Here is a 21,704-nt window from a genome sequence, read left to right as displayed (position 1 = left end):
GCGGGGGTGGGTGGGCCGACGGACAGGCTGCCGCAGCTTCGCACCGCGGGGGTGGCGGCCAGCAGTTTCGCGCCGGGGGGTGTCGGCCGGGGCCGACAGCCTCGCGGCGGGGGGGTGGGACGGGGCCGACAGCCTCGCGGCGGGGGTGGGACGGGGCCTGCGACGCTGCCGCCGGGCGCGGCGGCGGGCGCGGAGGCGCTGCTGACCCGGCTGCGGTGGGAACGCCCCGACAGCTTCGCGCCGCGATGGTGATGGGCCGGGGACACCGGCAGCTCGCGCCGCGAAGGTGAAAGGGCCAGGGCCCTGGCGGCTCGCGCCGTGAGGGCAGGTGGGCCGAGACCTTGGAAGCTTCGCGGCGCGAAGGTGTGGGAGGGCCGGGCCACGGCAGCGCACCGCGCGACGGTGGGAGAGCCCGGACGCCGACAGCTCGCGCCGTGAGGGCAGGTATCTCGGGGGCTCGGCGGGTTCGTGGCGGGGCGTAGGTGGGCGGCCTTTGCCGCTATGGGGACTGGCTCGCCCACCTTCGCGCTGGTTTTGGTGGGCTACTTGGTTCGGGTGTGGGAGAGGGCTTCGTAGAAGTGGAGTAGGTCGAGGTTGTCCACCGAGCCGGGGTTGACTGCCTTGGACATCGGGGTGCCTTGGAGGAGGCGTTTGACGGGGACCTCGATGCGCTTGCCTGTGAGGGTGTGGGGAATCGCGGGGACTTCGATGATCTCGTCGGGGACGTGGCGCGGGGAGAGTTCGGTGCGGATCGTCTGCTTGATGCGGGCGATCAGCGCCTCGTCGAGGGTCGCGCCTTCCGCGAGGTGGACGAAGAGCGGCATCCAGTAGCCGCCGTCGGGCTCTTCGAGGCCGATGACGAGGGACTCGCGGATCTCCGGGAGGCGTTCGACCGCCTCGTAGATGTCCGCGCTGCCCATCCGTACGCCCTGGCGGTTCAGGGTGGAGTCGGAGCGGCCGTGGATGACGACCGAGCCGTGCTCGGTGATCGTGATCCAGTCGCCGTGGCGCCAGACGCCGGGGTACATCTCGAAGTAGCTGTCGCGGTAGCGGCTGCCGTCGGGGTCGTTCCAGAAGCGGATCGGCATGGACGGCATGGGGTTGGTGACGACCAGTTCGCCGACCTCGCCGATCAGCGGCTTGCCGGACGGGTCCCAGGACTGCAGGTCGGTGCCGAGGCCGGCCGCCTGCAGTTCGCCGATGTGGACAGGGAGGGTGGGGACGGCTCCTGCGAAGCAGGAGCAGACGTCCGTGCCGCCGCTGACGGAGGCGATCCAGAGGTCTTCGCGGACCTCGTCGTGGAGCCAGCGGAACCCGTCCGGCGGGAGCGGGGAGCCCGTGGTGGCGACGCACTTGATCGTCGACAGGTCGAAGTCCCTGCCCGGGTGGACGTCCGACTTGGCGCAGGCCATGACGTACGCGGCGGACGTGCCGTACAGGGTCGCCCCGGTCCGTTCGGCGACGCGCCACTGGGCGCCGGTGTCGGGGTAGCCCGGGCTGCCGTCGTAGATCACGACCGTGGTGCCGGTGAGCAGACCGGCGACGAGGAAGTTCCACATCATCCAGCCCGTAGAGGTGTACCAGAAGAACACATCGTCGGGGCCGAGGTCGCAGTGCAGGCCGAGCTGCTTCAGGTGCTCGATCAGGATGCCGCCCTGGGACTGCACGATCGCCTTGGGCAGGCCCGTCGTGCCGGAGGAGTACAGCACCCAGAGGGGGTGGGAGAAGGCCACCTCTTCGAAGACTGGGTCCGCGTCCGCCGCCGTGAGGGCCGACCACGCGAGCGCTCCCTCGGGGGGCTCGGTGCCGAGGAGAGGGATGTGGACCACGGCGCGGAGCGTCGGGAGTTCGGCCCGGAGTTCGGCGACCGTGTCGCGGCGGTCGTGCTCCTTGCCGCCGTAGCGGTAGCCGTCCACGGTGAACAGGACGACCGGCTCGACCTGTTGGAAGCGGTCGAGGACGCTGCGCGCGCCGAAGTCGGGCGCGCAGGAGGTCCATACCGCGCCGACGGCGGCCGTGGCGAGGAGGGCGACGACGGCCTCGGGGATGTTGGGCAGGTAGCCACTGACTCGGTCGCCCGGGCGTACGCCCAGCGCGCGGAGTTCGGCGGAGAGGGAGCCGACCTGGCGGCGCAGCTCGGCCCAGGTGATCGCGCGCGGCTCATGTGTTTCGTCCACATGGAGGAGTGCCGTGTCATGGGGGCGCTCAGTGGCGGCGCGCAGTGCGTGCTCGGCGTAGTTGAGGGTGGCTCCCGGGAACCACTGGGCGCCGGGCATCGAACGGTCGCCGAGGACGCGCTCGTACGGGGTGGAGAAACGGACGTCGAACCACTCCGCCACCGCCCGCCAGAACGACTCCAGGTCCTCGACCGACCAGCGGTGCAGGGCCGGGTACCCGCCCTCGGCCGGTGCTCCGTGGTGCTCCGCGGCCCAGGCCTGGAAGCGGGTGACCGCGGCGGCGGCGATGCGTTCCTCGTCCGGCTGCCAGAGCGGCTCGGTGTGCGCTGATGTCATGTGGGGTGGCTCCCTGGGCGTACGCGGGGTCTGCGTGTGTCCCGCGCACGTGCTGGGGTGTGCGCGCGACGCGGCTGACAGGGACGATGCCATGGGAGCGGCGTTCGCACCAGGGTTCCCCGCCCATGGTCGGGGCGCTGAATATGTGCTCCCACCACGGGTGAACGGCAGTTGAACGAAGCTCTCCGGGGTCGTGCCGAATGGCAGGCTGAGCAGCATGGACGGTCGTGAGCTGGTGCGTTCGGTGAGGGTGTTCGGTTCGGTGCAGGGATTGCGGGCGGTACGCGCGGCGTGGCGGCAGCGTCGGACGGATGCGTGGGGGTTGCCGCCGAGGGGTGCGGAGCGGGCGCGGGTGCCGGGGCCGGTGGGCGAGGCGGAGCCGCTGCCCGGCGGCGGGAACGTCCGGTTCGCCCGCTCGGAACTGCGGATCAGTGTGTCGGCCGGGGGCACGGTCTTCTGGGGCTGGGACGGCGCCGAGCCGCTGCCGTCGTACGCGCTGGCCGGTGAGGCGCCGGAGCCGGATCCCCGGGCCCGTCTGGAGCCGGACACCGACGGCGGCTGGCGGGTGGTCTCCGAGCGGGTGACGGTCGCGGTGTCCCGGCACGGTGCGGTGGAGATCCGTACACCCGGTGGGGTGGTTCTGCGCCGGGATCTGCCGCCGCGCTGGTGGGAGCCCGTCTCGGGGGGTCCCGCGCGGTGGGTGCAGCGCAGCGAGGTGCCAGCGGACGCGCGGTTCTTCGGGCTCGGCGGGCGGGCGTCGGGGCCGCGCCTGCGGAACGGTACGTACCGGCTGTGGAACACCGACCCCAAGGGGAGCTTCTCCCCCGGCGACGATCCGCTGTACATCACGATGCCTGTGCAGTTCGTCGTCGCGGACGCGGGGACCCATCTGGCCTTCCACGACAACTCCTGGGACGGCCGGGTCACCCTCACCGAAGGTGAGGAGGGGGCCGGTTCGGGGCACGACCGGCCGGGGACCAGCGAGGTCCGGATGGGCGGGGGGCCGTTGCGCTGCTGGGTGGTGGTCGGTACCCCCGCGCGCGTGCTGCACGGTTGGGCGGCCCTGACGGGGGCGCCGGCGCTGCCGCCGTCCTGGGCGCTGGGACCACAGCACGCGCGCTGGGGGTTCGGAAGTGAGCGGGAGGTACGGCGGGTGGTGGCCGCCTACCGCGAGCGGGGCCTCCCCCTGTCCGTGCTCCATCTGGACATCGACCACTACGACGCCCACCAGGTGTTCACGGTCGACCGTGAGCGGTTCCCCGATCTGCCGGGGCTCGCGGAGGAGCTGCGGGAGCAGGGCGTACGGCTTGTGTCGATCGTCGATCCCGGCGTGAAGGCGGAGCCGGGGAACGCCCTGTACGACTCCGGGACGGCGGCCGGGGCCTTCGTCCGGGACGGGCGGGGCAACGAGGTCCACGGGGTGGTGTGGCCGGGCGACTGCGCCTTTCCGGACTTCACGGACCCGGCGGTACGGGAGTGGTGGGGCGGCCTGTACGCGGAGCGGCTCGCACAGGGGTTCTCCGGGGTCTGGCACGACATGAACGAGCCGGTCTCCTTCGTCCCGTTCGGCGACCCGACGCTGCCGCGCTCGGCCCGGCACGCCCTGGAGGGGCGCGGCGGGGACCATCGCGAGGGGCACAACGTGTACGGGCTGGCGATGGCGAGGGCCGGCTACGAGGGGCTGCGCCGGCTGCGGCCGGACGATCGGCCGTTCCTGTTCTCCCGCTCGGGGTGGGCGGGCATGCAGCGGTACGGCGGGACCTGGTCGGGCGATGTGTCGACCGGGTGGCCGGGGCTGCGGGCATCCCTGTCGCTGGTGTTGGGGCTGGGGCTGTGCGGGGTGCCGTACTCGGGTCCTGACGTGGGCGGCTTCGACGGGTCGCCGTCGCCCGAGCTGTTCCTGCGCTGGTACCAGCTCGGGGCCTGGATGCCGCTGTTCCGTACGCACGCGGCGATCGAGGCCGGGCGGCGCGAGCCGTGGGAGTTCGGCCCCGAGGTCCTGGAGCACGCGCGCGTGGCGCTCGCCGAACGGGAGCGCCTGCGGCCGTACTTCGTGACCCTCTCCCAGCTCGCCCGGCTGACCGGGGCTCCGTACATCCGGCCCGTGTGGTGGGGGTCGCCGGAGGACCGGGCCCTGCGGGACTGCGACGACGCGTTCCTCGTGGGCGACGCGCTGCTCGTGGCCCCGGTGCTCGCCCGGGGCGCCGACCGGCGGGCGGTGCGGCTGCCGCGCGGGCGCTGGTACGACATGGCGACAGGGCAGGCGTACGACGGTCCGGGGCAGGTGCTGCTCGACGCGCCGTGGTCCCGTATCCCGGTGCTCGCGCGGGCGGGGGCAGTGATTCCGGTCCGGGGCGAGGACGGGGGGCTCGAACTGGAGGTGTGGGCGCCGGCCGCCGGGCGGACCGGCGGTGGACTCGTCGTACGGGACACCGGTGACGGATGGGAGCCCGGCGAGATCGAGCGGTACACGTCGCGACTCGTCGACGGGCGGGTGGTGGTGGAGCGGGTGACGGACGACGGGGCGACCGAGGTGGGACTGCCGGTGCGGGTGCGCGGGGTGAAGGGTTAGTTCTCGCGAGGGGGATCGGACATTGGAGATTGGATATCGGATCCGGGAGATTGGATCCGATGTATCGAGTCCTGGAGGTTGGATCCAAGATCCAACCTCCGTCGTCCAGGATCCGATCTCGTCGTCTCCCCTCAGGCGTACTGGCCCGCGAACCAGCGGCGGGCCGCCTCCGTGTGCAGGGGGAAGGCCAGTTCCGTCGGGGCGTGGAGGAGGTGGCGGCCGCTCGTCTCGTCCGTCGGGGCGGAGGGCGGCAGTTCGTCCGCGGAGCGGGTCGGGAGGAGGCCGAAGAGGAGCAGGTGGCCGGCCGGGGAGCTGAGCGCGTCGGCGAGCCGGACGTCTTCCGCCGAGGCCTCGATCCAGGTCTCCTCGCGCAGTTCCCGGACGACGGCGTCGCGCCAGTCCTCGGAGTGGTCGATGAAGCCGCCGGGCAGGGCGATGCCGCCCAGGGCGGGTTCGATGGTGCGGGTGATGACGACGAGTCCGGTGCCCTGCGCGTCCGTGACGGGGAGCAGGGCGACGGCGACGGGCAGCGGGTTGCGGTAGGCGACGGCGCCGCAGGCGGCGCAGGTGCGGGGCCAGCCGGCGGGCTCGGCGTAGCGGGTGCCGCAGCTGGAGCAGTAGGAGTCCTTCACGACAGGACCGTACGCGATCACTCTTTCCCGCGCCCCGCGAACCTGATAGACGGTGCCCATGACAAGACTTGCTCCCGTTTTCCGCACCCTCGGGGTGGTCGCGTCCGCCGGCCTGCTGGCTGCCACCGCCGCCGTACCGTCCGCGCAGGCCAGGCCGGAGCCGAAGGCGCCGAAGGAGTTCGTGGCGCTGAGTTCCGTGGACCGGACGATCCTTCAGGAGATGCGCTACACCACGGTGCACAACTTCGTGGGCGAGAAGGTCGACGGCTACCGTCAGCCGCTGTGCATCCTGACCCGCCCGGCCGCCGAGGCGCTGCACCGCGCGCAGGTGAAGCTGCTCGCGCGTGGCTACACCCTGAAGGTCTACGACTGCTACCGGCCGCAGCGGGCCGTCGACCACTTCGTGCGCTGGGCGAAGGATCTGGACGACGAGCGGATGAAGAAGGAGTTCTATCCCCTGGTCGACAAGTCGAGGTTGTTCGCCGACGGTTACATCGCGGAGAAGTCGGGCCACAGCCGGGGCTCGACGGTCGACGTGACGATCGTGCGGCTGCCGGCCACGCCCACGCGCCCGTACGTGCCGGGCGAGGAGCTGGTGGAGTGCTCGAAGCCGCGAGAGGAGCGATTTCCGGACAACTCCGTCGACATGGGTACGGGCTTCGACTGCTTCGACACGCTCTCGCACACCGACGATCCGCGGATCCAGGGTGCCCAGCGGGCGAACCGGCAGCTCCTGAAGAAGACGCTCGCCGAGCAGGGTTATGTGAACCTGCCCGAGGAGTGGTGGCACTTCACCTTCAAGCCGGAGCCGTTCCCCAGCACCTTCTTCGACTTCCCGGTGGCTCGCCGGTCGGTCGCCGGGCACTGACCGGCGGTAGGACGAAGGGAGGAACGGTCGGCCGGGACCACCCCCGTGGGCCCCGGCCGACCGTTCCGTACGTAGGGACGCGATAAAGGCCCGTACGGTTCTCAGCGCGTGGCATCCGTGGCAGACTTTCTGACGCTTCGTCAGATGAACGCGATCTCGGGGTCGGGAGGACCGTCGTGACACGGACGCGCAGGCCGGTGGTGGCCGGATGGTTCACGGACGACAGCGGCGAGGACGGGGCGGGCGACCGGACCGGCTTCCGGCTGCTCGGTACCCGCTGTACGGCCTGCGCCTCGGTCTTCTTCCCCCGCGAGGACGGCTGGTGCCGTGATCCCGGCTGCCCGGGCGGCGGGACGCTCGCCGAGACACCCCTCTCCCCGCGGGGCCGCGTGTGGTCGTACACCGACGGCCGCTACCGCCCGCCCGCCCCCTACGTATCCGACCCGGACGCGCCCTGGGAGCCGTACACCCTCGTCGCGGTCGAGCTGGCGGCCGAGCGGATGGTGGTGCTCGGCCAGGCGGCGCCAGGGGTGCGGACCACGGACCTGGCCATCGGGATGGAGGTCGAGGTGGTGCCGGGTGTCCTCAACGAGGACGAGGAGCACATCTGGACCACCTGGCACTGGCGACCCGTCCACGCGCGCGTGGCGCAGCCGGGGACGGAGGAGCGGTCGTGAACGACATCGCCGTCCTGGGTGCGGGGATGCACCCGTGGGGCAAGTGGGGCCGCAGTTTCGTCGAGTACGGTACGGCGGCGGCGCGGGCGGCGCTCGCCGACGCCGGTCTCGGCTGGCGGGACGTCGGCTCCATCGTCGGCGCGAACACCGTCCGCTGCGGCTACCCGGGCTATGTCGCCGGCGCGACCTTCGCCCAGGCGCTCGGCTGGCAGGGGGCGCGCGTCACCAGCGTGTACGCGGCCTGTGCCTCCGGCGCGCAGGCCGTCGCCACCGCGCGGGCCCAGATCCTCGCCGGCCTGGCGGACGTGGTCCTCGTCGTCGGCGCGGACTCGGCGCCGAAGGGTTTCTTCGCCCCGGCGGGCGGGGAGCGGCCCGACGACCCCGACTGGCTGCGCTTCCGGGTCCTCGGGGCGACCAACCCCGCGTACTTCGCGCTCTACGCCCGCCGCCGGATGGCGCTGTACGGGGACACGGTGGACGACTTCGCCCAGGTCAAGGTGAAGAACGCGGCCGCCGGCGCGCTCAACCCGCTGGCCCGCTACCGCAAGACCGTCAGCCCCGAGGAGGTCGCCGCCTCGGCCGTCGTCGCGGACCCGCTGCGGCTCCTCGACATCTGCGCGACCTCGGACGGCGGCGCGGCCCTCGTACTCTCCAGCCTGGAGTACGCACGCGGGCACGGGCACCCGGACCCCGTCCGTATCCGGGCGGTCTCCACCGTCACTCCGACGTACCCGAAGGCGGTCCTCGACCTGCCCGACATCGCGACCGACTCCGCGGTCGCGGTCTCCCCCGCGCCGCACTCCTTCCGGGCGTCGATCGCCCGCGCCGCGTACGAAGAGGCGGGGCTCGGACCCGAGGATCTGTCGCTCGCGGAGGTGTACGACCTGTCGACCGCGCTGGAGCTGGAGTGGTACGAGGACATCGGTCTGTGCGGAGCGGGTGAGGGCGCGAAGCTGGTACGGGACGGGGTCACGGCCCTCGGGGGTCGCGTACCGGTCAACACCAGCGGCGGCCTCGGGTCGTTCGGCGAGGCGGTGCCCGCCCAGGCCATCGCGCAGGTCTGCGAGCTCACCTGGCAGCTGCGGGGCACGGCGGGCGACCGGCAGGTACCGGGCGCGCGGGCCGGGATCACCGCGAACCAGGGGCTGTTCGGGCACGGTTCGGCGGTCGTGGCGGTGCGCTGAGCGGAAGCCTCGGCCGCACCGCCGACCGCCCACCGCGGCCCGCACCACAGACCGCACCACGCACCGCCCACCGCACACCGCACACCGCACACCGCACACCGCACCGGGACCGTCGGCACTGCGTCGACGGTCCCCGTGCGTCAGGTGGTCACCGGTGCGCCCTGGTCGGCCAGGACGAGGGCGTGCTCGACCACGGCGACGAGGACGTTCTTCACCGACTCGCGGTCGCGCGCGTCGCACATCAGCAGCTCGACCTCGGGGTCGAGGTCGAGCGCCCCGCGGATGGTCTCGGCGGGGAACCGCCGGGCGCCCTCGAAGCAGTTGACCGCGACCGTGAACGGGATGCCGCGCCGTTCGAAGTAGTCGATCGCGGCGAAGCTGTCCTCCAGGCGCCGGGTGTCCGCCAGGACGACCGCCCCGAGCGCGCCCTGCGCCAGCTCGTCCCAGAGGAACCAGAAGCGGTCCTGGCCGGGCGTACCGAACAGGTAGAGGACGAGGTCCTCGCGGAGCGTGATCCGGCCGAAGTCCATGGCGACCGTGGTCGTCGTCTTCCGCTCCACCCCGTCCAGATCGTCCACGGGCCGGCCGGCCTCGCTGAGGATCTCCTCGGTGCGCAGTGGCCTGATCTCGCTGACGGCGCCGACCAGCGTCGTCTTGCCCACCCCGAAGCCGCCCGCGACCAGGATCTTCAGGGTCACCGGTTCGACGAGCGGCTTGGTGCGGCTAGAGCGCCCGAAGGCCATTGATCACCTCGCGGAGAATGCTCACGTCCGGCAGCTCGGCCGGCGGAACGGGGCGGGTCACATGGACGAGTTCGTCCTCGACGAGATCGCCGACGAGGACCCGGACGACCCCTACGGGGAGGTCGAGTCCGGCGGCGAGTTCGGCGATCGACTGGGGGGTGTCCGAGCAGCGTTCGACGATCTCCACGTGTTCCGGGGAGAGCGTCTGGTCCCGGCCGGGGTCGTCCGCGGCGGGCTCGGGCACCACCAGGGCGATCAGGTCGAGACGGTGGCGGGTGGCGGCGCTGGTCCGGCCACGGGTCATCGCGTACGGACGGACCACCGGCCCGGCGTCGTCGTCGAACCAGTGGTGGGGTGGCTGTGACGCCTGGTCCCACGGCCCCGTGGCCGCCGTGTCACGGGTGCCGTCGGCCGTGCGCGCGGCCGTGCCCTCGGTCGTGCCGTCAGTCATGGTCTCCCCCCGTTCACCCTCCTGCGGACAGCCCGGAGCGAGGCGCCGTCCCCAGGTGGATACCGACCCGCTTCACCATCAACGTCATCTCGTACGCGACCTGCCCGACGTCCGAGTCGGCGTCCGCGAGCACGGCTAGGCAGCTGCCGTCGCCCGCCGCCGTGACGAAGAGGAACGCGTCTTCCAGTTCGACCACCGTCTGGCGGACCCGGCCGGCCTCGAAGTGACGGCCGACGCCCTTCGCGAGGCTGTGGAAGCCGGAGGCGACGGCGGCGAGGTGCTCGCCGTCCTCGCGGGTCAGGTCGGCGGAGGCGCCGGTGGCGAGTCCGTCGCTGGAGAGCACCAATGCCTTCCGGATGGACCCGACCCGCTGGACCAGCTCGTCGAGGAGCCAGTTCAGCTCCCCGTTGCCGTTTCCGGAGGTCTGGGTTCCTGCGGCGTTCGGTGCGGTCATCGACCGTCCCCCTCGGGTGTCGTTCCTGGTGCTGTCGTCTCGGCGTTCTGCCGTCGTCCGCGCTGCCAGCCGCGTTGCATCGAAGCCATGCGGTCGCGCACTTCATCGGCGTCGCGCTCGAAGTCCGTGGCGGCCGGGGCGGTGGAGCCCGTGGAGGCCGCGGAGTCGGGGCGTTCGTCGGTCTCGCGCAGCTGACGCGCGAGGCTCGCCTGCCGGACCCGGCGGGGCAGCCCGCCGAACGGCGCGGGGCCGTCGGGCGGTACGGGCACGAGCGTGGGCGGCATGCCCGGTGCCGGGGCGCCCGGCATACGGGTGCCTGGCGTCACGGAGCCCTGCGTCACGGAGCCCTCCGTACCCCAGGCCTCTGCGCCCCGGCTCTCCGCGTCCTGGGCTGAGGTCGGGTGGGCGCGGCCCGGCTCGTCGACCCGGCGGCCGCGGTCCACGACGAGCGTGGGCGGCCGGCGCCGGGGCAGCGGCACGGGGCCGCGGTCGTGGGTCGGGTCGGGCGACTGGTCCGGGGCCTGCTGGTGCTGATCGCCGTCCGGGGCGGGGGCGAGGCCACGGCGGTGGCCTCGGGGGCGGAAGAGGCCGCCGCGCTCGCTCTCGGTGTCCTCCAGGTCGCCGGAGGACCGGTCGAGCAGCTCGTCGAAGCCGGAGACGCCGAGCGGCGCTTCGAGCTCGACGGGCCCGTCGAGCGGCACGCCGAGCGTGTCGTCGAGTCCCCCGTCCAGCAGCGAGGAGGCCGCGGACCGGGTCGGACCGGTGGCCGGTGAGGCTCCGCCCGGCACCTTGGTGAGCGCGGGGCGCCCCGGCCGGCCGGGCCCCGCGCCGCCGTCGGCCCGGCCCCGGGGCCCGCGCTCCAGGGACGTCCGGTCCAGGCGGAAGCCGGCGCCTTCGGTCTCGGGGGCGTCGGTGAGCAGCGCGGCCGGGATGAAGACGACCGCGGTGGTCCCCCCGTACGGCGAGGGCTGCAGCGACACCCGTACGTTCTGGCGCTGGGCGAGCCGGCTGACCACGAAGAGGCCGAGGCGGTCGGTGTCGGAGAGTTCGAACTCGGGGGTCTCGGCGAGGCGCAGGTTGGCGTCGAGCAGGAGGTCGGGGTTCATGCCCAGGCCGCGGTCGTGGATCTCCAGGGTGAAGCCGTTCGCGACCCGCTCGCCGAGGACCTGCACGGCGGTGTGCGGGGGCGAGAACACCGTGGCGTTCTCCAGGAGTTCGGCGATGAGGTGGGTGAGGTCCGCGACCGCCGGGCCACCGACTCCGAGCCGGGGCAGTCGGCGTACCTCGATCCGCTCGTAGTCCTCGACCTCGGCGACGGCCGCGCGGACCACGTCCATGAGCTGGACGGGCTTGCGCCACTGGCGGGAGGGCGCGGCTCCGGAGAGGATCACCAGGCCTTCGGCGTGGCGGCGCATGCGGGTGGTCATGTGGTCGAGCCGGAACAGGTCGGCGAGTTCCTCGGTGTCCTCGGTGCGCCGCTCCATGGTGTCGAGGAGGGTCAGCTGACGGTGCAGCAGGACCTGGTTGCGACGGGCCAGGTTGACGAAGACCTCGGAGACTCCGCGCCGGAGTTCGGACTGCTTGACGGCGGCCTCGACGGCGGCCCGCTGGAGGGTGTTGAGGGCCTGGCCGACCTGGCCGACCTCGTCGTCCTCGTACCGCAGATGCGGCACTTCGGTCTCGACGTCGACGAGTTCCCCGGCGGCGAGGCGGCGCATCACGCTCGGCAGCCGTACGCCGGAGACCTCCTGGGCCTCCTTGCGGAGCCGGCGCAGGTCGCGGACGAGTTCGCGGCCGATGCGGACGGAGACGACGACGGAGACGAGCAGGGCGAGGAAGCCGAGGACGCCGGCGATGCCGGCCTTGAGCAGCACGCTGTAGGCGGCGGGCTGGACGCGGTCCTGGTAGCGGTCGCCCGCGGCGGTGTTCTCCCGCGCGAGGTCGTCGAGGACCGGGGTCGCGCGTTCCTCCCAGCGGGCGGAGGTGACGGCGCGCGGGTTCTTGGTGGGACCCGCGGCGATCAGGTCCTCCTCGGCGCGGCGCAGCGGTTCGGTGTCGGGGCTGCCCCAGTAGCGCTCGAACCGCTCGCGTTCGACGGTGGGCAGGACTTCGAGGTTGACCTCGTAGAACTGCTTGCGCTGGGCGACGAGGTCGGTGACCGCGCGGATCTCCTCGGCCGTGACGCGTTCCGCCTTGAGCGCGGAGAGGACGAGGGCGTCCTCGCGGGCGAGCATCTCGCGGCCGCGCGAGACGCCGACGAGGGCACGGCCCTGCTTGTCCATCTCCACGTTCTCCAGGGCGTGGAGGGTGATGAGGAAGCTGTAGCAGGGGTCGACGAGCCGGTTGTAGAAGTCGAGCGCCTGGAGGCGGCCGATGCTGCGGTTCTCCACCGACTTGCGGAGCGCGGCCAGGCCGTCGAGCGCCGTGAGCAGCGAGTCGAGGCGCTGCGAGGCGACGGGCCGCATCTCGCCCCGTACGGCGGACTCGGCGGCGTTCCGCCGGACGAGGGCGAGTTGACGGTCGGTGGCCTCGCGCTGCTCGCGCAGGGTGGTGAGGGCGTCCGAGGCGCGCGGGTCGGCGAGGTAGATCAGCGACTCGCGGCGTTCCTTCTGGATGACGCGCGCGGTGTCCTCGATCGGGTAGCCGACCTTCTCGACGATGTAGCCGACGTCGAGGAGTTGGCCCGCCTCACGGCCGGTGAGCACGGTCGCGAAGCCCCAGAGGCCGGTGAGGGAGACGAGCGGTACGAGCAGCAACGCCACGATCTTCCGGCGGATGGACTTCCCGCGAAAGCGCATGGCCTCCCCCAGTTCGGCCGGGCCTCCGCAGGGTGCGGAGGTCCTCCTGTGCGACGCCCTGTGTCAACACACAGCGTCAACACAGGGCGTCAACCATCAGCTTCAACAATCGGCGGCGCGAGCCTACTACTGCATCACAGCCAACTCGAAGGCGCATCCAGGCGATTTTCAGCCTCTTGAGTGAGTGTTGATCAGGAGATGTCCCGCTATCCGGGGAGTTGGGATTCCGCACTGTGGCGTACGACACCTCGTCATACCTTGCGTTCCGCTGTCGAACGGATGGCTGGAATTTTTCGTTCCGGTACGGCGGAGGGGAAACCTTTTCTCGCGGTCGATCGTCATTGTGTACGGGGAGGGGTGTGTCCGAGTAAAGCCACTCAAGACGGGCAGCCACCCCTGAGACGGCCAGCGGTGGGGAGTGACGACACGATGGAGCACGAGGCGCGGTCCGCGCGGCAGTTGTGGGTGGAGGACGAGAAGGGCCGGCGCCGTATGCCGGACCCGGTGCGTACCGCCGCCGTACGAGCCGTGATGATCACGTCGTTGACACTGATACAGGGAATGGTGGCCTTCTTCGCCGCGATCACGGATTCGTGGCTGGCGTTTCCGATGCTGCTGAGCTCGGTGGGCAGCACGGTGGTGGCGACCTGGAGCGTGCTCGATGTCTGGGTGACGCGTCAGGTGTGGCGCCAGCGGAACGGCGTGGTGTCCGAGCCGAGCAGTACGGCGCGGCCCTCACGGCGCGAGCGTCGCCGGGCGCAGAAGGCTGCCGCACGGGTCGCGGAGGGCGAGCCGGGCCACGAGGCGGGCGAGCAGCGGGCCGGTCACGAGGCGGGCGAGCAGGAGGCCGGTCACGAGGCGGCGGCGATACGGCGCACGGAGGCACCGGCGCTGTCCGAGGCGGCCTGAGGAAAGTACGCGGGGCGAACGGCCCGGTTCCCCCAGGGGGCCGGGCCGTTCGTCGTCCTCACTGCTGCTGTACGGGCTGTTCTTCCGTTGAGCGACGGAACATCCTTGTCGCCGTGATCTCGCCGTGGACGGCACCGTCCTCGGCGGTCGGCTGCGGCAGGCCCGGCCGCAGGTGCTCCTCGACGCTGATGTACTTCAGCCCCGCCCGCAGGTCCGCGTCGTTGCGGAGCCGGATGACCAGCGGGAACTCCGCGAGCGCGGTCGTGTCGAACAGACCGGTCGTGTACAGCAGCTGGACGCCGAGGGCGTCCGAGACGGCCCGCTGGAGCTCCAGCAGGTACGTGGCGTTGGCGCGGCCGATCGGGTTGTCCAGGAAGAGCGTGCCCGCGTGGCGGTGCTTGTCGCGGCCCCGGTCGTTCGAGCGCAGCGCGGCCATCGTGCAGTAGAGGGCGATGGCGGCGGTGAGGAGCTGACCACCGGAGAAGACGTCGCCCATCTGCCCGACCGGTACGCGCTCGGCCCGCAGCACCGCGTCGGGCTTGAGGATCTCGACCGCGATGCCGCGCGGCTCCAGAGCGGCCTGAACGCCCCGCAGGAGCAGGGACATGCCGTCGCGGCGCATGTCGGAGTTCTTCTTGACGGCGGCGCGGGTCGCCTCGTCGATGACCTCGCCGAGCCGCTCGGTGAGCGTGGCCTGGTCCGGCTCCTCGAAGCGGATGCGGAGGAACTCCTGGCCCGACCACTCGCCGAGCCCCTCGGGCAACCGGGACAGCCGCTGCGCGGAGCGGAGCGTGGTCAGCGCGGACTCCACGAGGCCGCGGAGCCGGTCGACGATCGAGTCGCGGTTGCGCTCCAGCTGCTCCAGCTCGTCGGTGAGGACGCGGAGTCGGGGCGCGAAGGCCTCGGCCCACTTCGCGGCGTGCTCGGGGAGCGCGGCGGCGGGCAGTTCGCGGATCTGCTGGCGGGCGGGGGTGCGGACCTGCTCGTAGCGGGTCGAGTTGGCGTGCCGGACGAGGATGTCGCTCGCCTCGCGGACCGCCGTGTCGGCCCCGGAGAGGTCGGCGGTGCAGCCGCGCAGCGAGCGCCGGGCCTCGGCGGCGGTCTGCCGGGCCTCCTCCAGCGTGCCGGGGTACGGCTCCGGGCCGTCCTCCTCGTCCTCGGCGTGGTCGCGGATCAGGTCGCGCAGGAGCGCCGCCGTCTCGTCGAAGCCGCCCGCGGCGTCCTCGGCGGCGCGGTGGGAGCGCAGGAGGCTCGCGTGCGCGGTGCGGGCGGCTTCCAGGGCGTCGCCGCGGGCGGCGAGTTCGGTGGTCGCGGTACGGAGCAGGGCCTGGGCCTGCTCGGCGTCGGCGGGGACCAGCTCCTCGGGGAGCTCGGTGTGCGACGCGCCGTCCTCGGGGGCCAGCCGCTCGGACTCGCCGCGCAGCCGGCCGAGCTTCTCGCTCGCCTCGGTCGCGCGGCTCTCCAGCATCTGGACGAGGGACTCGGCACGGGCGGCGGCGGCCTGACGGGACGGGCCGTCGGCGCCGTCCGTGGACTCCAGGAGCTGTTCGGCGCGCGTGCGGACCTTGTTGGTGAGGCGGTCGAGCTCGGCGAGGGCGGCGGACTCGTCGCTCTCGGCGCGGGCCTGCTCGGCGCGGAGGTCGGCGCCGACGCCGACCTTCTCGTACAGCTGGGACGCGGCGCGGTAGGCCTCGCGCAGCGTGGGGAGCGCGGTGCGCGGGGCGTCGGCGTCCGGCTCGGGGAGCTGGTCGGGAGCGCCGGCGATCTCGGCGCGCTCGGCCCGCAGGGCCCGGGCGGTGCGGTGGGCGTCGTCGGCGGCGCGCTGGGCGGCGCGGCGGTCCTCGTCGGCGGCCCGGGCGCGCTCCAGGCAGGTCTGGGCGCGGGCCTCGGACTCGGCGGCGTCGTCGGCCAGTTCGCGGAGTTTCGCCTGCCAGGCGGAGCGCTCGCGCAGCCGGAACGCCAGGCCCGCGAGGGCGTCGGCGACGCGGCGGGCCCGCTGGGCGGCCTCCTGCCGTTCGTCGCGCACGGCGGCGGCGTCCGCGGCGGCCTCGTCGGCCTCCGCCCGTACCGTACGGGCCTCGGCGAGGGCGGCCGCGGCCGCCTCGGCGGTCTCACGGGCGGTGGCGGCGACGGCGGCCAGCTCGGCCAGCATGCCGGGCGGGCAGTCGGCGCGCCAGGAGCCGATCCGGGCGGCGAGCGAGCGGTCGCCGGTGAGCCGGGCGGCGAGCGTACGGATCTCCTCGTCGCGCGCGGCGGCGCGGGCGCGCAGGGCGTGCCGCTCCTCGTCGGCGGCCTGCTCGTCGTGCATGGCGGGGTTCGGCGGAACGAGGAAGACGCCGGTGTCGTCGCCGGAATCGGCGCTCGGCACGGGCGCGAGCAGCGCGGCGGCGGTGCCGACGGCGACGGTGGAGCGCGGCAGCAGCGCGGCGGTGGCCAGCACCTCGCGGGCGCGGGTGTACGAGACGGGGTCGGTGATCACGACACCGTCGACCAGCTCGGGGCGGGCGGCGAGGACGCCGGCGTGGTCGGCGGGGTCGACGGCCTGGGCCAGGTAGCGCCAGCCGGGGAGCGCCGGGATGCCCTGCTCGCCGAGGTACTCGACGGTGGCGAGGACGTCCGGGCCGGGCGGCAGCAGCCCGCCGTCGCCGAGGGCGCCGAGGATGCGGGAGTCGTCGGCGGCGGCGGTACGCAGGTCGAAGAGCTGGCGCTCGGCGGAGGCGATGGACTGGTCGAGCAGTCCGCGCAGTTCGTCGGCGTACCGGTCGAACTCGGTGACGGTGAGCGGGCCGTGGGTCCCTTCGGGACCGGTGGCTCCGTCGTGGGCGGCGGCGGCCGGGTCGGGGGCGGTTCCGGAGGCGCTTCCGGAGGCGGCGGCGCCGGTGTCGTGGTTGCCGGGCGGGAGGCCCTGGCCTTCGGGCCGGCCGGGGGCCGCCCCGGCCGCCCCGGCCGCGCCGGTGGCGGGGCCGTGCCTGTGCCCCTGGGAGCCCGCCCCCGTGGCCTCGCCCGCGCGCTGCCCCGGCAGCGGGGAGGCGGGGCGGCCCGGGAGGCTGAGGAGTTCGGCCAGGCGGTCGTCGGCGGCGAGGGCCTCGGCCGCGCGGCGTTCCGCGTCGTAGGCGTTCTCGGCGGCCTCGGCCGCGTCCGTGGCGCGGGCCGCGGCCAGTTCGGCGCGGGATTCGGCGGCGGCGGCCTCGCGGGCCTGGTCGGCCGCCGCGCGGGCGGCGTCACGGGCCACGTCCCAGGCGGCGACCGTGGTCTTCTCGGCGTCGCTCGCGGCGAGGGCCGCGCGGGCCGGGTCGGCGTCCGGTGCGGAGTCGTCGAGCCAGCCCGCCCGTACCGCCTCGGCCGTCTCCTGCTCGACCTCGGCGAGGCGCTGGCGCAGGTGCCCGGCCTCGCTGCGGGCGCGCTGGGCCTCGGTCGCGGCGACGGTCGCGTCGCGGTGGGCGGTCTCGCCGGCCTCCTGGAGGGCGGCGGAGCGCTCCTCCTCCTCGGCGGCGTGGCGCTCGCCGTCCCCGGCGGCGGCGTGCAGGGCCCGTACGAGATCGGCGGCGGCCTTGGCACGGGCGGCGAGCGCGGGGGCGGCGTCCCGTTCGGCCTCGCGGATCGCGGCGGCCACGCGCGCGGAGCGGTCGCCCGCGGCGCGGTGCCGGAGCGCGGCCTCGGCGGCCTGCCAGGCGGAGTGCAGCGTACGGGCCTCGATGAGCTCACGGCGCTGCGACGCGGCGCCCTTCTCGGCGACCGTCAGGGCCAGCGAGGCGTGCCGGTAGGCGAGTTCGGCGGCGATGAGGGAGCTGCGGCCGCGTGCGGTCTCGGCCTCGGAGACGGCGTGCGCGGCGGAGGTGACCTGCTGGGCGAGCTCGGCGGTGCGGGCGCGTTCCTCTGCGGCGCGGGCGGAGAGCCGGCGGGCGAGCGTACGGGTGCGGCGCTCGGCCCCGACGTGGATGTCACGCGCGCGTGCCCGGGTGTCGGCGGCCTCGACGATGCGGCCGAGGAGGTCGACGGAACCGGCGGTGAAGTCGCGCTCGGCGGTGAGTTCGGCGCGCCGGCCGAGCTTGTTGCCGAAGCCGCTGACCAGGTCGGCGAGGCCGTCGGTGTCACGGGTGTCGGTGACGGCCCGCAGGAGCAGGTCGGTGAAGTCGGAGTCCTTCTTGACCGCGAAGAGGCCGGCGGCCTCGCCCTCGTCGGCGTTCATCTCCCGCTGGTAGCGGAAGAGTTCGGGGTCGAGGCCCAGGTCGCCGAGGTGCTCGTTCCAGCGGTCGTGGATCTCCTCCCAGTAGACCTCCAGGTGCGGGTACGCCTTGCCCGCCTCCGTGATCGCGTCGCGGAAGCCCTTCATGGTGCGTCGGCGGCCCTGCGCGCCGGACGCGCCCTCGGCGGTCGGGCGCACGGAGGTGGCCTCCGCGACGGGCAGGTTGTCCAGGCTGAGGCCGGGGCCGGGGCGGAAGGAGTACCAGGCCTCGGCGAACTTCCGGGGGTCGTTGGAGACCTGGCGTCCGCGCCATTCGCTGGCCTTGCCGACGACGACCAGCTCACCGGTGAGGGTGTGCTGCCACTCCAGGGCGACGTGGCCGCAGTCGTCGGCGAGCAGGAACTTGCGCAGCACGCCGGAGCTGGCGCCGCCGAGGGTGTTGCGGTGGCCGGGGAGCATGACCGAGAAGATCAGCTTGAGGAGGACGGACTTGCCGCCGCCGTTCTCCAGGAAGAGCACGCCCGCCGGGGCGGGGCGGCGCGGCGGGCCGACCGGCTCATCCTCGAAGAACTCCGCCTGGGTGGGGGCGGGGTGGGGCACGGGCGCGCCGACTCCGCGCAGGTCCAGGACGGTGTCGGCGTAGCGCGCACCGGCGGGGCCGATGGAGTAGAGGCGGACCCGGGACAACTCGTACATGGCGGCGGTGCTCTCAGTCGTCTTCTGAAGCTGCTGAAGTCTGGCGGTGACGCGTGTGACTCGTGTTACGCGTGGAAGGGCAGGCCCGCGTCGGCGGCGAGCTCCAGGTCGTCTCCGTCGGGCGGCGGCAGGAGGGTCGCGGTGCCGTCGCTGACCGGGACGACGCCGAGGTCGAGGAGCTCGGCCATCGCGGCGCCGCCGGCCATGTCACGGACCTGGAGCTGGTAGCGGGCGGTGGTGCGGTAGGCGCCGCCCGCGTCGTCGCCGGTGCGCTGGAGGAAGCCGGAGTCGGTGAGGAAGGCGACGGCCTTGCCGACGATGCCGATGGTGGAGCCCGCGAGGCGGCGGGCGTCCTTGGTGGCGCCGGTGGCGCTGCGGCGGGCGTAGATCCGCCAGGCGGCCTCCAGGCCGGGGGCGTCGGAGGCGGGGTCGGTGTTCTCGCCCTGCTCCTCGGCGCGCTCTTCGAGCCGGCGGCAGGCCTGGCGTACGAAGGCGTCGACGCCGTTCACGGTGAGGCGGCCGATGTAGCCGTCGTCGGCGAGGTCCTCCGGGCGGGGGAAGGCCATGGCGGCGACGGCGAGGTGGGCGAGGCCGTGCAGGAAGCGGTCGGCGGAGTCGGTGTTGGCGCGGCGGGCGTAGTCGCCCATGCGGACGGCGAAGACGGAGTCCTCGCCTGCGGTGACGGCCATGCCGGCGCGCGGGGAGACCTCCAGGACGACGAGGCCGAGGCCGGTCGCGACGGCGTCGGCGAGCCGCGCGAAGGCGGGGTCCTCGCGGTAGCGGCGGAGCAGCTCGGTGTACTCGGCGTCGCGGGCGGGCAGCAGCTTGGGCTGCAGCCCGAACGACACGAGCCGCGCGGCGTCGGCCGCGTCGGCGGGGGTGACGGCCGGCGTGACCGCGTGGGATGCGGCCGGGGTGTGCGGGGGCTCCGGCTCGCTCCACGCGTCGGCGTGCTCGGCGTGGTGTTCGCTCACGGCTGGGGCTCCTCGGTACGGGTGGGGCTGGTCGTCGCGGGCGTCGGTGGTGTCGGTGGCGCGGTCGTCGGCGGCGTCGGCGGCGTCAGTGGCGTGGTCGGTTCGGGGCGGGGCAGTGGGAGGCGGACCGGGATCACCCGCACGGCGGGGCGCCGCGGGGTCTGCGCCGGCTCGACCGGGCGCGTGACGGTCAGCCGCATGGCCCGCACGTACGGCGCGGGACTCCGGCGGACGGGCGCGGGCGGCGGCACGGGGACGACGCCCATGACCATGGGGGGCCGGGGCGGCGCGAGGACCGGGTAGGGCTCCAGGTCCAGGTCCAGGTCCGCATCCGGGTCCGGGTCCGGCTCGACGGCCAGGGCCGGGTCCAGGCTCGCGCCCGCGGCCCGGCCCGGGCCCACGGACAGGTCCGGCGTGGCGGCCGGTGTGTCCGTCAAGGGCTCGGGCGTCGTTCCGGGAGCCGCCTGGTCGGTGGTCATGACGCCTCCGTGCGGTCCGCCGCCATGCCGAGCGCGTCCAGGAGCGCCGTACCCACTATCAGGTCGGCGCCGCCGAACTCCGGGTCGTCGAGCTGCGTGCCGTCGTCCACCGCGAAGAGCAGGCGCTCCTCGCCCTGCCGGTACGCCGTGCCGACCGGCGGGCTCGCGGCGTGGACGGCGAGAAGGGCGACCAGGTACGGGAGCTCGGGATCGCGGAGGCGGGCCTCGGCGAGCAGCCCGGAGAGGCGGCGCGGGGCGTCGTGCTCCAGGTCCAGCAGCTCCATCGCGCTCGCCAGCTGCTCCTCGCTGAAGCGGCTGTCGTCGGGCGTGGCGATCAGGTCCGGCTCGGGCATCTCCGCGCCGAGGTGCTCGCGCTCCACGGGCGGGGTGAGGAGCATCTCGACCAGGTCGCCGACGCGCACGGACGCGGGCGTGCGCAGTCCGGTGCCCCGGGCGAAGAAGGCGTCCGTGACCCGGGTCGCCTGCTCGACGGGGAGCGGCAGGATCGGTGCGACCAGCTGCCCGTAGAGGTCTATCCCGGTGTACGAGGTCGGGGCGGCGAACGCCTGCCGGTCCTGCTCCGCGCGGAAGAGCGGGCCCGCCTCCAGGAGGCGGGACTGGAGCTGGGTGTGCCGGCGGATGCAGTCCTTGACGATGTCGACGAGCTCGGCGGCGCGGCGCTTGTGCTCGGCCGTCTTCGCGTCGGACGCGGCCTCGGCTTCGTCGCGGGCCTTGCGGATGTTGGTGAGGATCGCGTTCTCGTGGCGGTAGCGGTCGGCGACGTGGTCGAGCGCCTCGTCGATCATGTCCGGGACGGCCTGCAGCCAGTCCACCGCGCGCACGTTGCGCCGGGTCGCCTCCAGGGTCTTGCGGAGGGTCTCGGCGTACTGCACGGTCCGGTACCGGGCCTGCTCGGCGGCGAGCTGGGCGTCGGCGAGCCGGCCCCGGCTGATCAGGACCTCCAGCTTCACCTCGGCGGCGATCTGGGCGCTGGTGACGTCGGTGTCGAGGGCGCCGACGAGGACGTTGACCGCTTCGTCGGTCGTACGGAGATAGACCCCGCCGCCGTAGCCGGGGACCTCTTCGATCAGCTTGAAGTCGTAGTCGCGGCGGGTGTAGACGCCGTCCGTGCCGAAGGTGCCGTAGACCGCGCGGAAGCCCCGGTCCACGCTGCCGACGTTGATCAGGTTCTCCAGGACCCAGCGGGCGACCCGCTCGTGCTCGGCGACGGGCCGGGTGGGGGCCTGGGCGGCGACGCGGGGCAGCAGGCGGGCGACGATCTGCTCGTGGTCGGCGCCCGTGTCGAAGTCCATGTTGAGTGTGACGAGGTCGATGGCGGAGAGGGCGACCTCGGCCATCGCGTAGACCGAGTATTCACCCGCCAGGTTCGCCTTGCGGGTGTCCAGGTCGTGCAGCGGGGCGGTGCAGGCGAGCGCGCGGAGGCGCCGCGCGAGCCCTTCGTCGGCGGCCGGACCCTGCGCGGGCCGCGGCCCCGCGCTGAGCTGGGGCGGAACGAAGTCCGTCGAGGCAGGCGAAGTCACGGTGCACAGATTAGGTCCTCGCACTGA

15 protein-coding genes are annotated in these 21,704 nt (G+C 73.7%); 5 read left to right on the top strand and 10 right to left on the bottom strand.

Annotated elements, in window-relative coordinates; genetic code table 11:
- Nucleotides 1-542: 542 nt before the first annotated feature.
- Nucleotides 543-2,513, bottom strand: a complete 1,971-nt coding sequence (locus tag Q5762_RS29440; protein ID WP_315895300.1) for an acetoacetate--CoA ligase — start codon at nt 2,511-2,513, stop codon at nt 543-545.
- Between the two features lie 217 nt (nt 2,514-2,730).
- On the opposite strand from Q5762_RS29440, the gene Q5762_RS29435 reads away from it, so the two are divergent.
- A complete protein-coding gene (locus Q5762_RS29435; RefSeq protein ID WP_315895299.1) occupies nt 2,731-5,085 on the top strand; it encodes a glycoside hydrolase family 31 protein in 2,355 nt (784 codons plus the stop codon).
- A gap of 131 nt (nt 5,086-5,216) precedes the next feature.
- Here Q5762_RS29435 and Q5762_RS29430 read toward each other — a convergent pair whose 3' ends face one another.
- Nucleotides 5,217-5,777, bottom strand: a complete 561-nt coding sequence (locus Q5762_RS29430) for an NUDIX domain-containing protein (RefSeq protein ID WP_315895298.1) — start codon at nt 5,775-5,777, stop codon at nt 5,217-5,219.
- Between Q5762_RS29430 and Q5762_RS29425 the strand changes: the two genes are divergently transcribed.
- The 3 genes from Q5762_RS29425 (at nt 5,776) to Q5762_RS29415 (ending at nt 8,446) form a co-directional block, all read left to right on the top strand.
- Nucleotides 5,776-6,585 (top strand): M15 family metallopeptidase, encoded by an 810-nt coding sequence (locus Q5762_RS29425; protein ID WP_315895297.1) that lies wholly within the window; start codon nt 5,776-5,778, stop codon nt 6,583-6,585. The genes Q5762_RS29430 and Q5762_RS29425 overlap by 2 nt on opposite strands.
- Nucleotides 6,586-6,761: 176 nt before the next feature.
- Nucleotides 6,762-7,262 carry a zinc ribbon domain-containing protein gene (locus Q5762_RS29420; RefSeq protein ID WP_315895296.1) on the top strand — a complete coding sequence of 167 codons (501 nt, stop codon included), beginning with the start codon at nt 6,762-6,764 and terminating at the stop codon, nt 7,260-7,262.
- Nucleotides 7,259-8,446 (top strand): lipid-transfer protein, encoded by a 1,188-nt coding sequence (locus tag Q5762_RS29415; protein ID WP_399495291.1) that lies wholly within the window; start codon nt 7,259-7,261, stop codon nt 8,444-8,446. The genes Q5762_RS29420 and Q5762_RS29415 overlap by 4 nt, the downstream gene beginning before the upstream one ends.
- A 140-nt stretch (nt 8,447-8,586) precedes the next feature.
- On the opposite strand, the gene Q5762_RS29410 is transcribed toward Q5762_RS29415, so the two are convergent.
- The 4 genes from Q5762_RS29410 to Q5762_RS29395 are packed head-to-tail and all read right to left on the bottom strand — an operon-like array spanning nt 8,587 to nt 12,892.
- Nucleotides 8,587-9,189, bottom strand: a complete 603-nt coding sequence (locus tag Q5762_RS29410; RefSeq protein ID WP_315895295.1) for an ATP/GTP-binding protein — start codon at nt 9,187-9,189, stop codon at nt 8,587-8,589.
- Nucleotides 9,170-9,640 (bottom strand): DUF742 domain-containing protein, encoded by a 471-nt coding sequence (locus Q5762_RS29405; protein ID WP_315895294.1) that lies wholly within the window; start codon nt 9,638-9,640, stop codon nt 9,170-9,172. The genes Q5762_RS29410 and Q5762_RS29405 overlap by 20 nt, the downstream gene beginning before the upstream one ends.
- 13 nt (nt 9,641-9,653) lie before the next feature.
- Entirely contained in the window at nt 9,654-10,094 is a 441-nt protein-coding gene (locus Q5762_RS29400; RefSeq protein WP_315895293.1) for a roadblock/LC7 domain-containing protein, read from the bottom strand.
- The gene (locus Q5762_RS29395) at nt 10,091-12,892 is read right to left on the bottom strand and encodes a nitrate- and nitrite sensing domain-containing protein (RefSeq protein ID WP_315895292.1); all 2,802 of its coding nucleotides are present in this window, start codon (nt 12,890-12,892) and stop codon (nt 10,091-10,093) included. The genes Q5762_RS29400 and Q5762_RS29395 overlap by 4 nt, the downstream gene beginning before the upstream one ends.
- Nucleotides 12,893-13,321: 429 nt before the next feature.
- Between Q5762_RS29395 and Q5762_RS29390 the strand changes: the two genes are divergently transcribed.
- Nucleotides 13,322-13,801 (top strand): hypothetical protein, encoded by a 480-nt coding sequence (locus tag Q5762_RS29390; protein WP_315895291.1) that lies wholly within the window; start codon nt 13,322-13,324, stop codon nt 13,799-13,801.
- A 58-nt stretch (nt 13,802-13,859) separates the two neighbouring features.
- On the opposite strand, the gene Q5762_RS29385 is transcribed toward Q5762_RS29390, so the two are convergent.
- The 4 genes from Q5762_RS29385 to Q5762_RS29370 all read right to left on the bottom strand — a co-directional run bounded on the left by Q5762_RS29385 (nt 13,860) and on the right by Q5762_RS29370 (nt 21,677).
- Nucleotides 13,860-18,683: a hypothetical protein gene (locus Q5762_RS29385; protein WP_315895290.1), complete on the bottom strand. Its 4,824-nt coding sequence runs from the start codon at nt 18,681-18,683 to the stop codon at nt 13,860-13,862.
- Between the two features lie 65 nt (nt 18,684-18,748).
- Entirely contained in the window at nt 18,749-19,657 is a 909-nt protein-coding gene (locus Q5762_RS29380; RefSeq protein ID WP_315895289.1) for a hypothetical protein, read from the bottom strand.
- Complete coding sequence (locus Q5762_RS29375) at nt 19,654-20,136, bottom strand: hypothetical protein (RefSeq protein ID WP_315895288.1); 483 nt, start codon at nt 20,134-20,136, stop codon at nt 19,654-19,656. The genes Q5762_RS29380 and Q5762_RS29375 overlap by 4 nt, the downstream gene beginning before the upstream one ends.
- Complete coding sequence (locus Q5762_RS29370) at nt 20,133-21,677, bottom strand: hypothetical protein (protein WP_315895287.1); 1,545 nt, start codon at nt 21,675-21,677, stop codon at nt 20,133-20,135. Before Q5762_RS29370 ends, Q5762_RS29375 begins: the two co-directional genes overlap by 4 nt.
- Between the last annotated feature and the right edge of the window lie 27 nt (nt 21,678-21,704).

The organism is Streptomyces sp. P9(2023) (assembly GCF_032436795.1).
Taxonomy (GTDB): Bacteria; Actinomycetota; Actinomycetes; order Streptomycetales; family Streptomycetaceae; genus Streptomyces.
The sequence above is the reverse complement of the archived record's forward strand: the minus strand, read 5'-3'. Positions and strand labels throughout refer to the sequence as shown.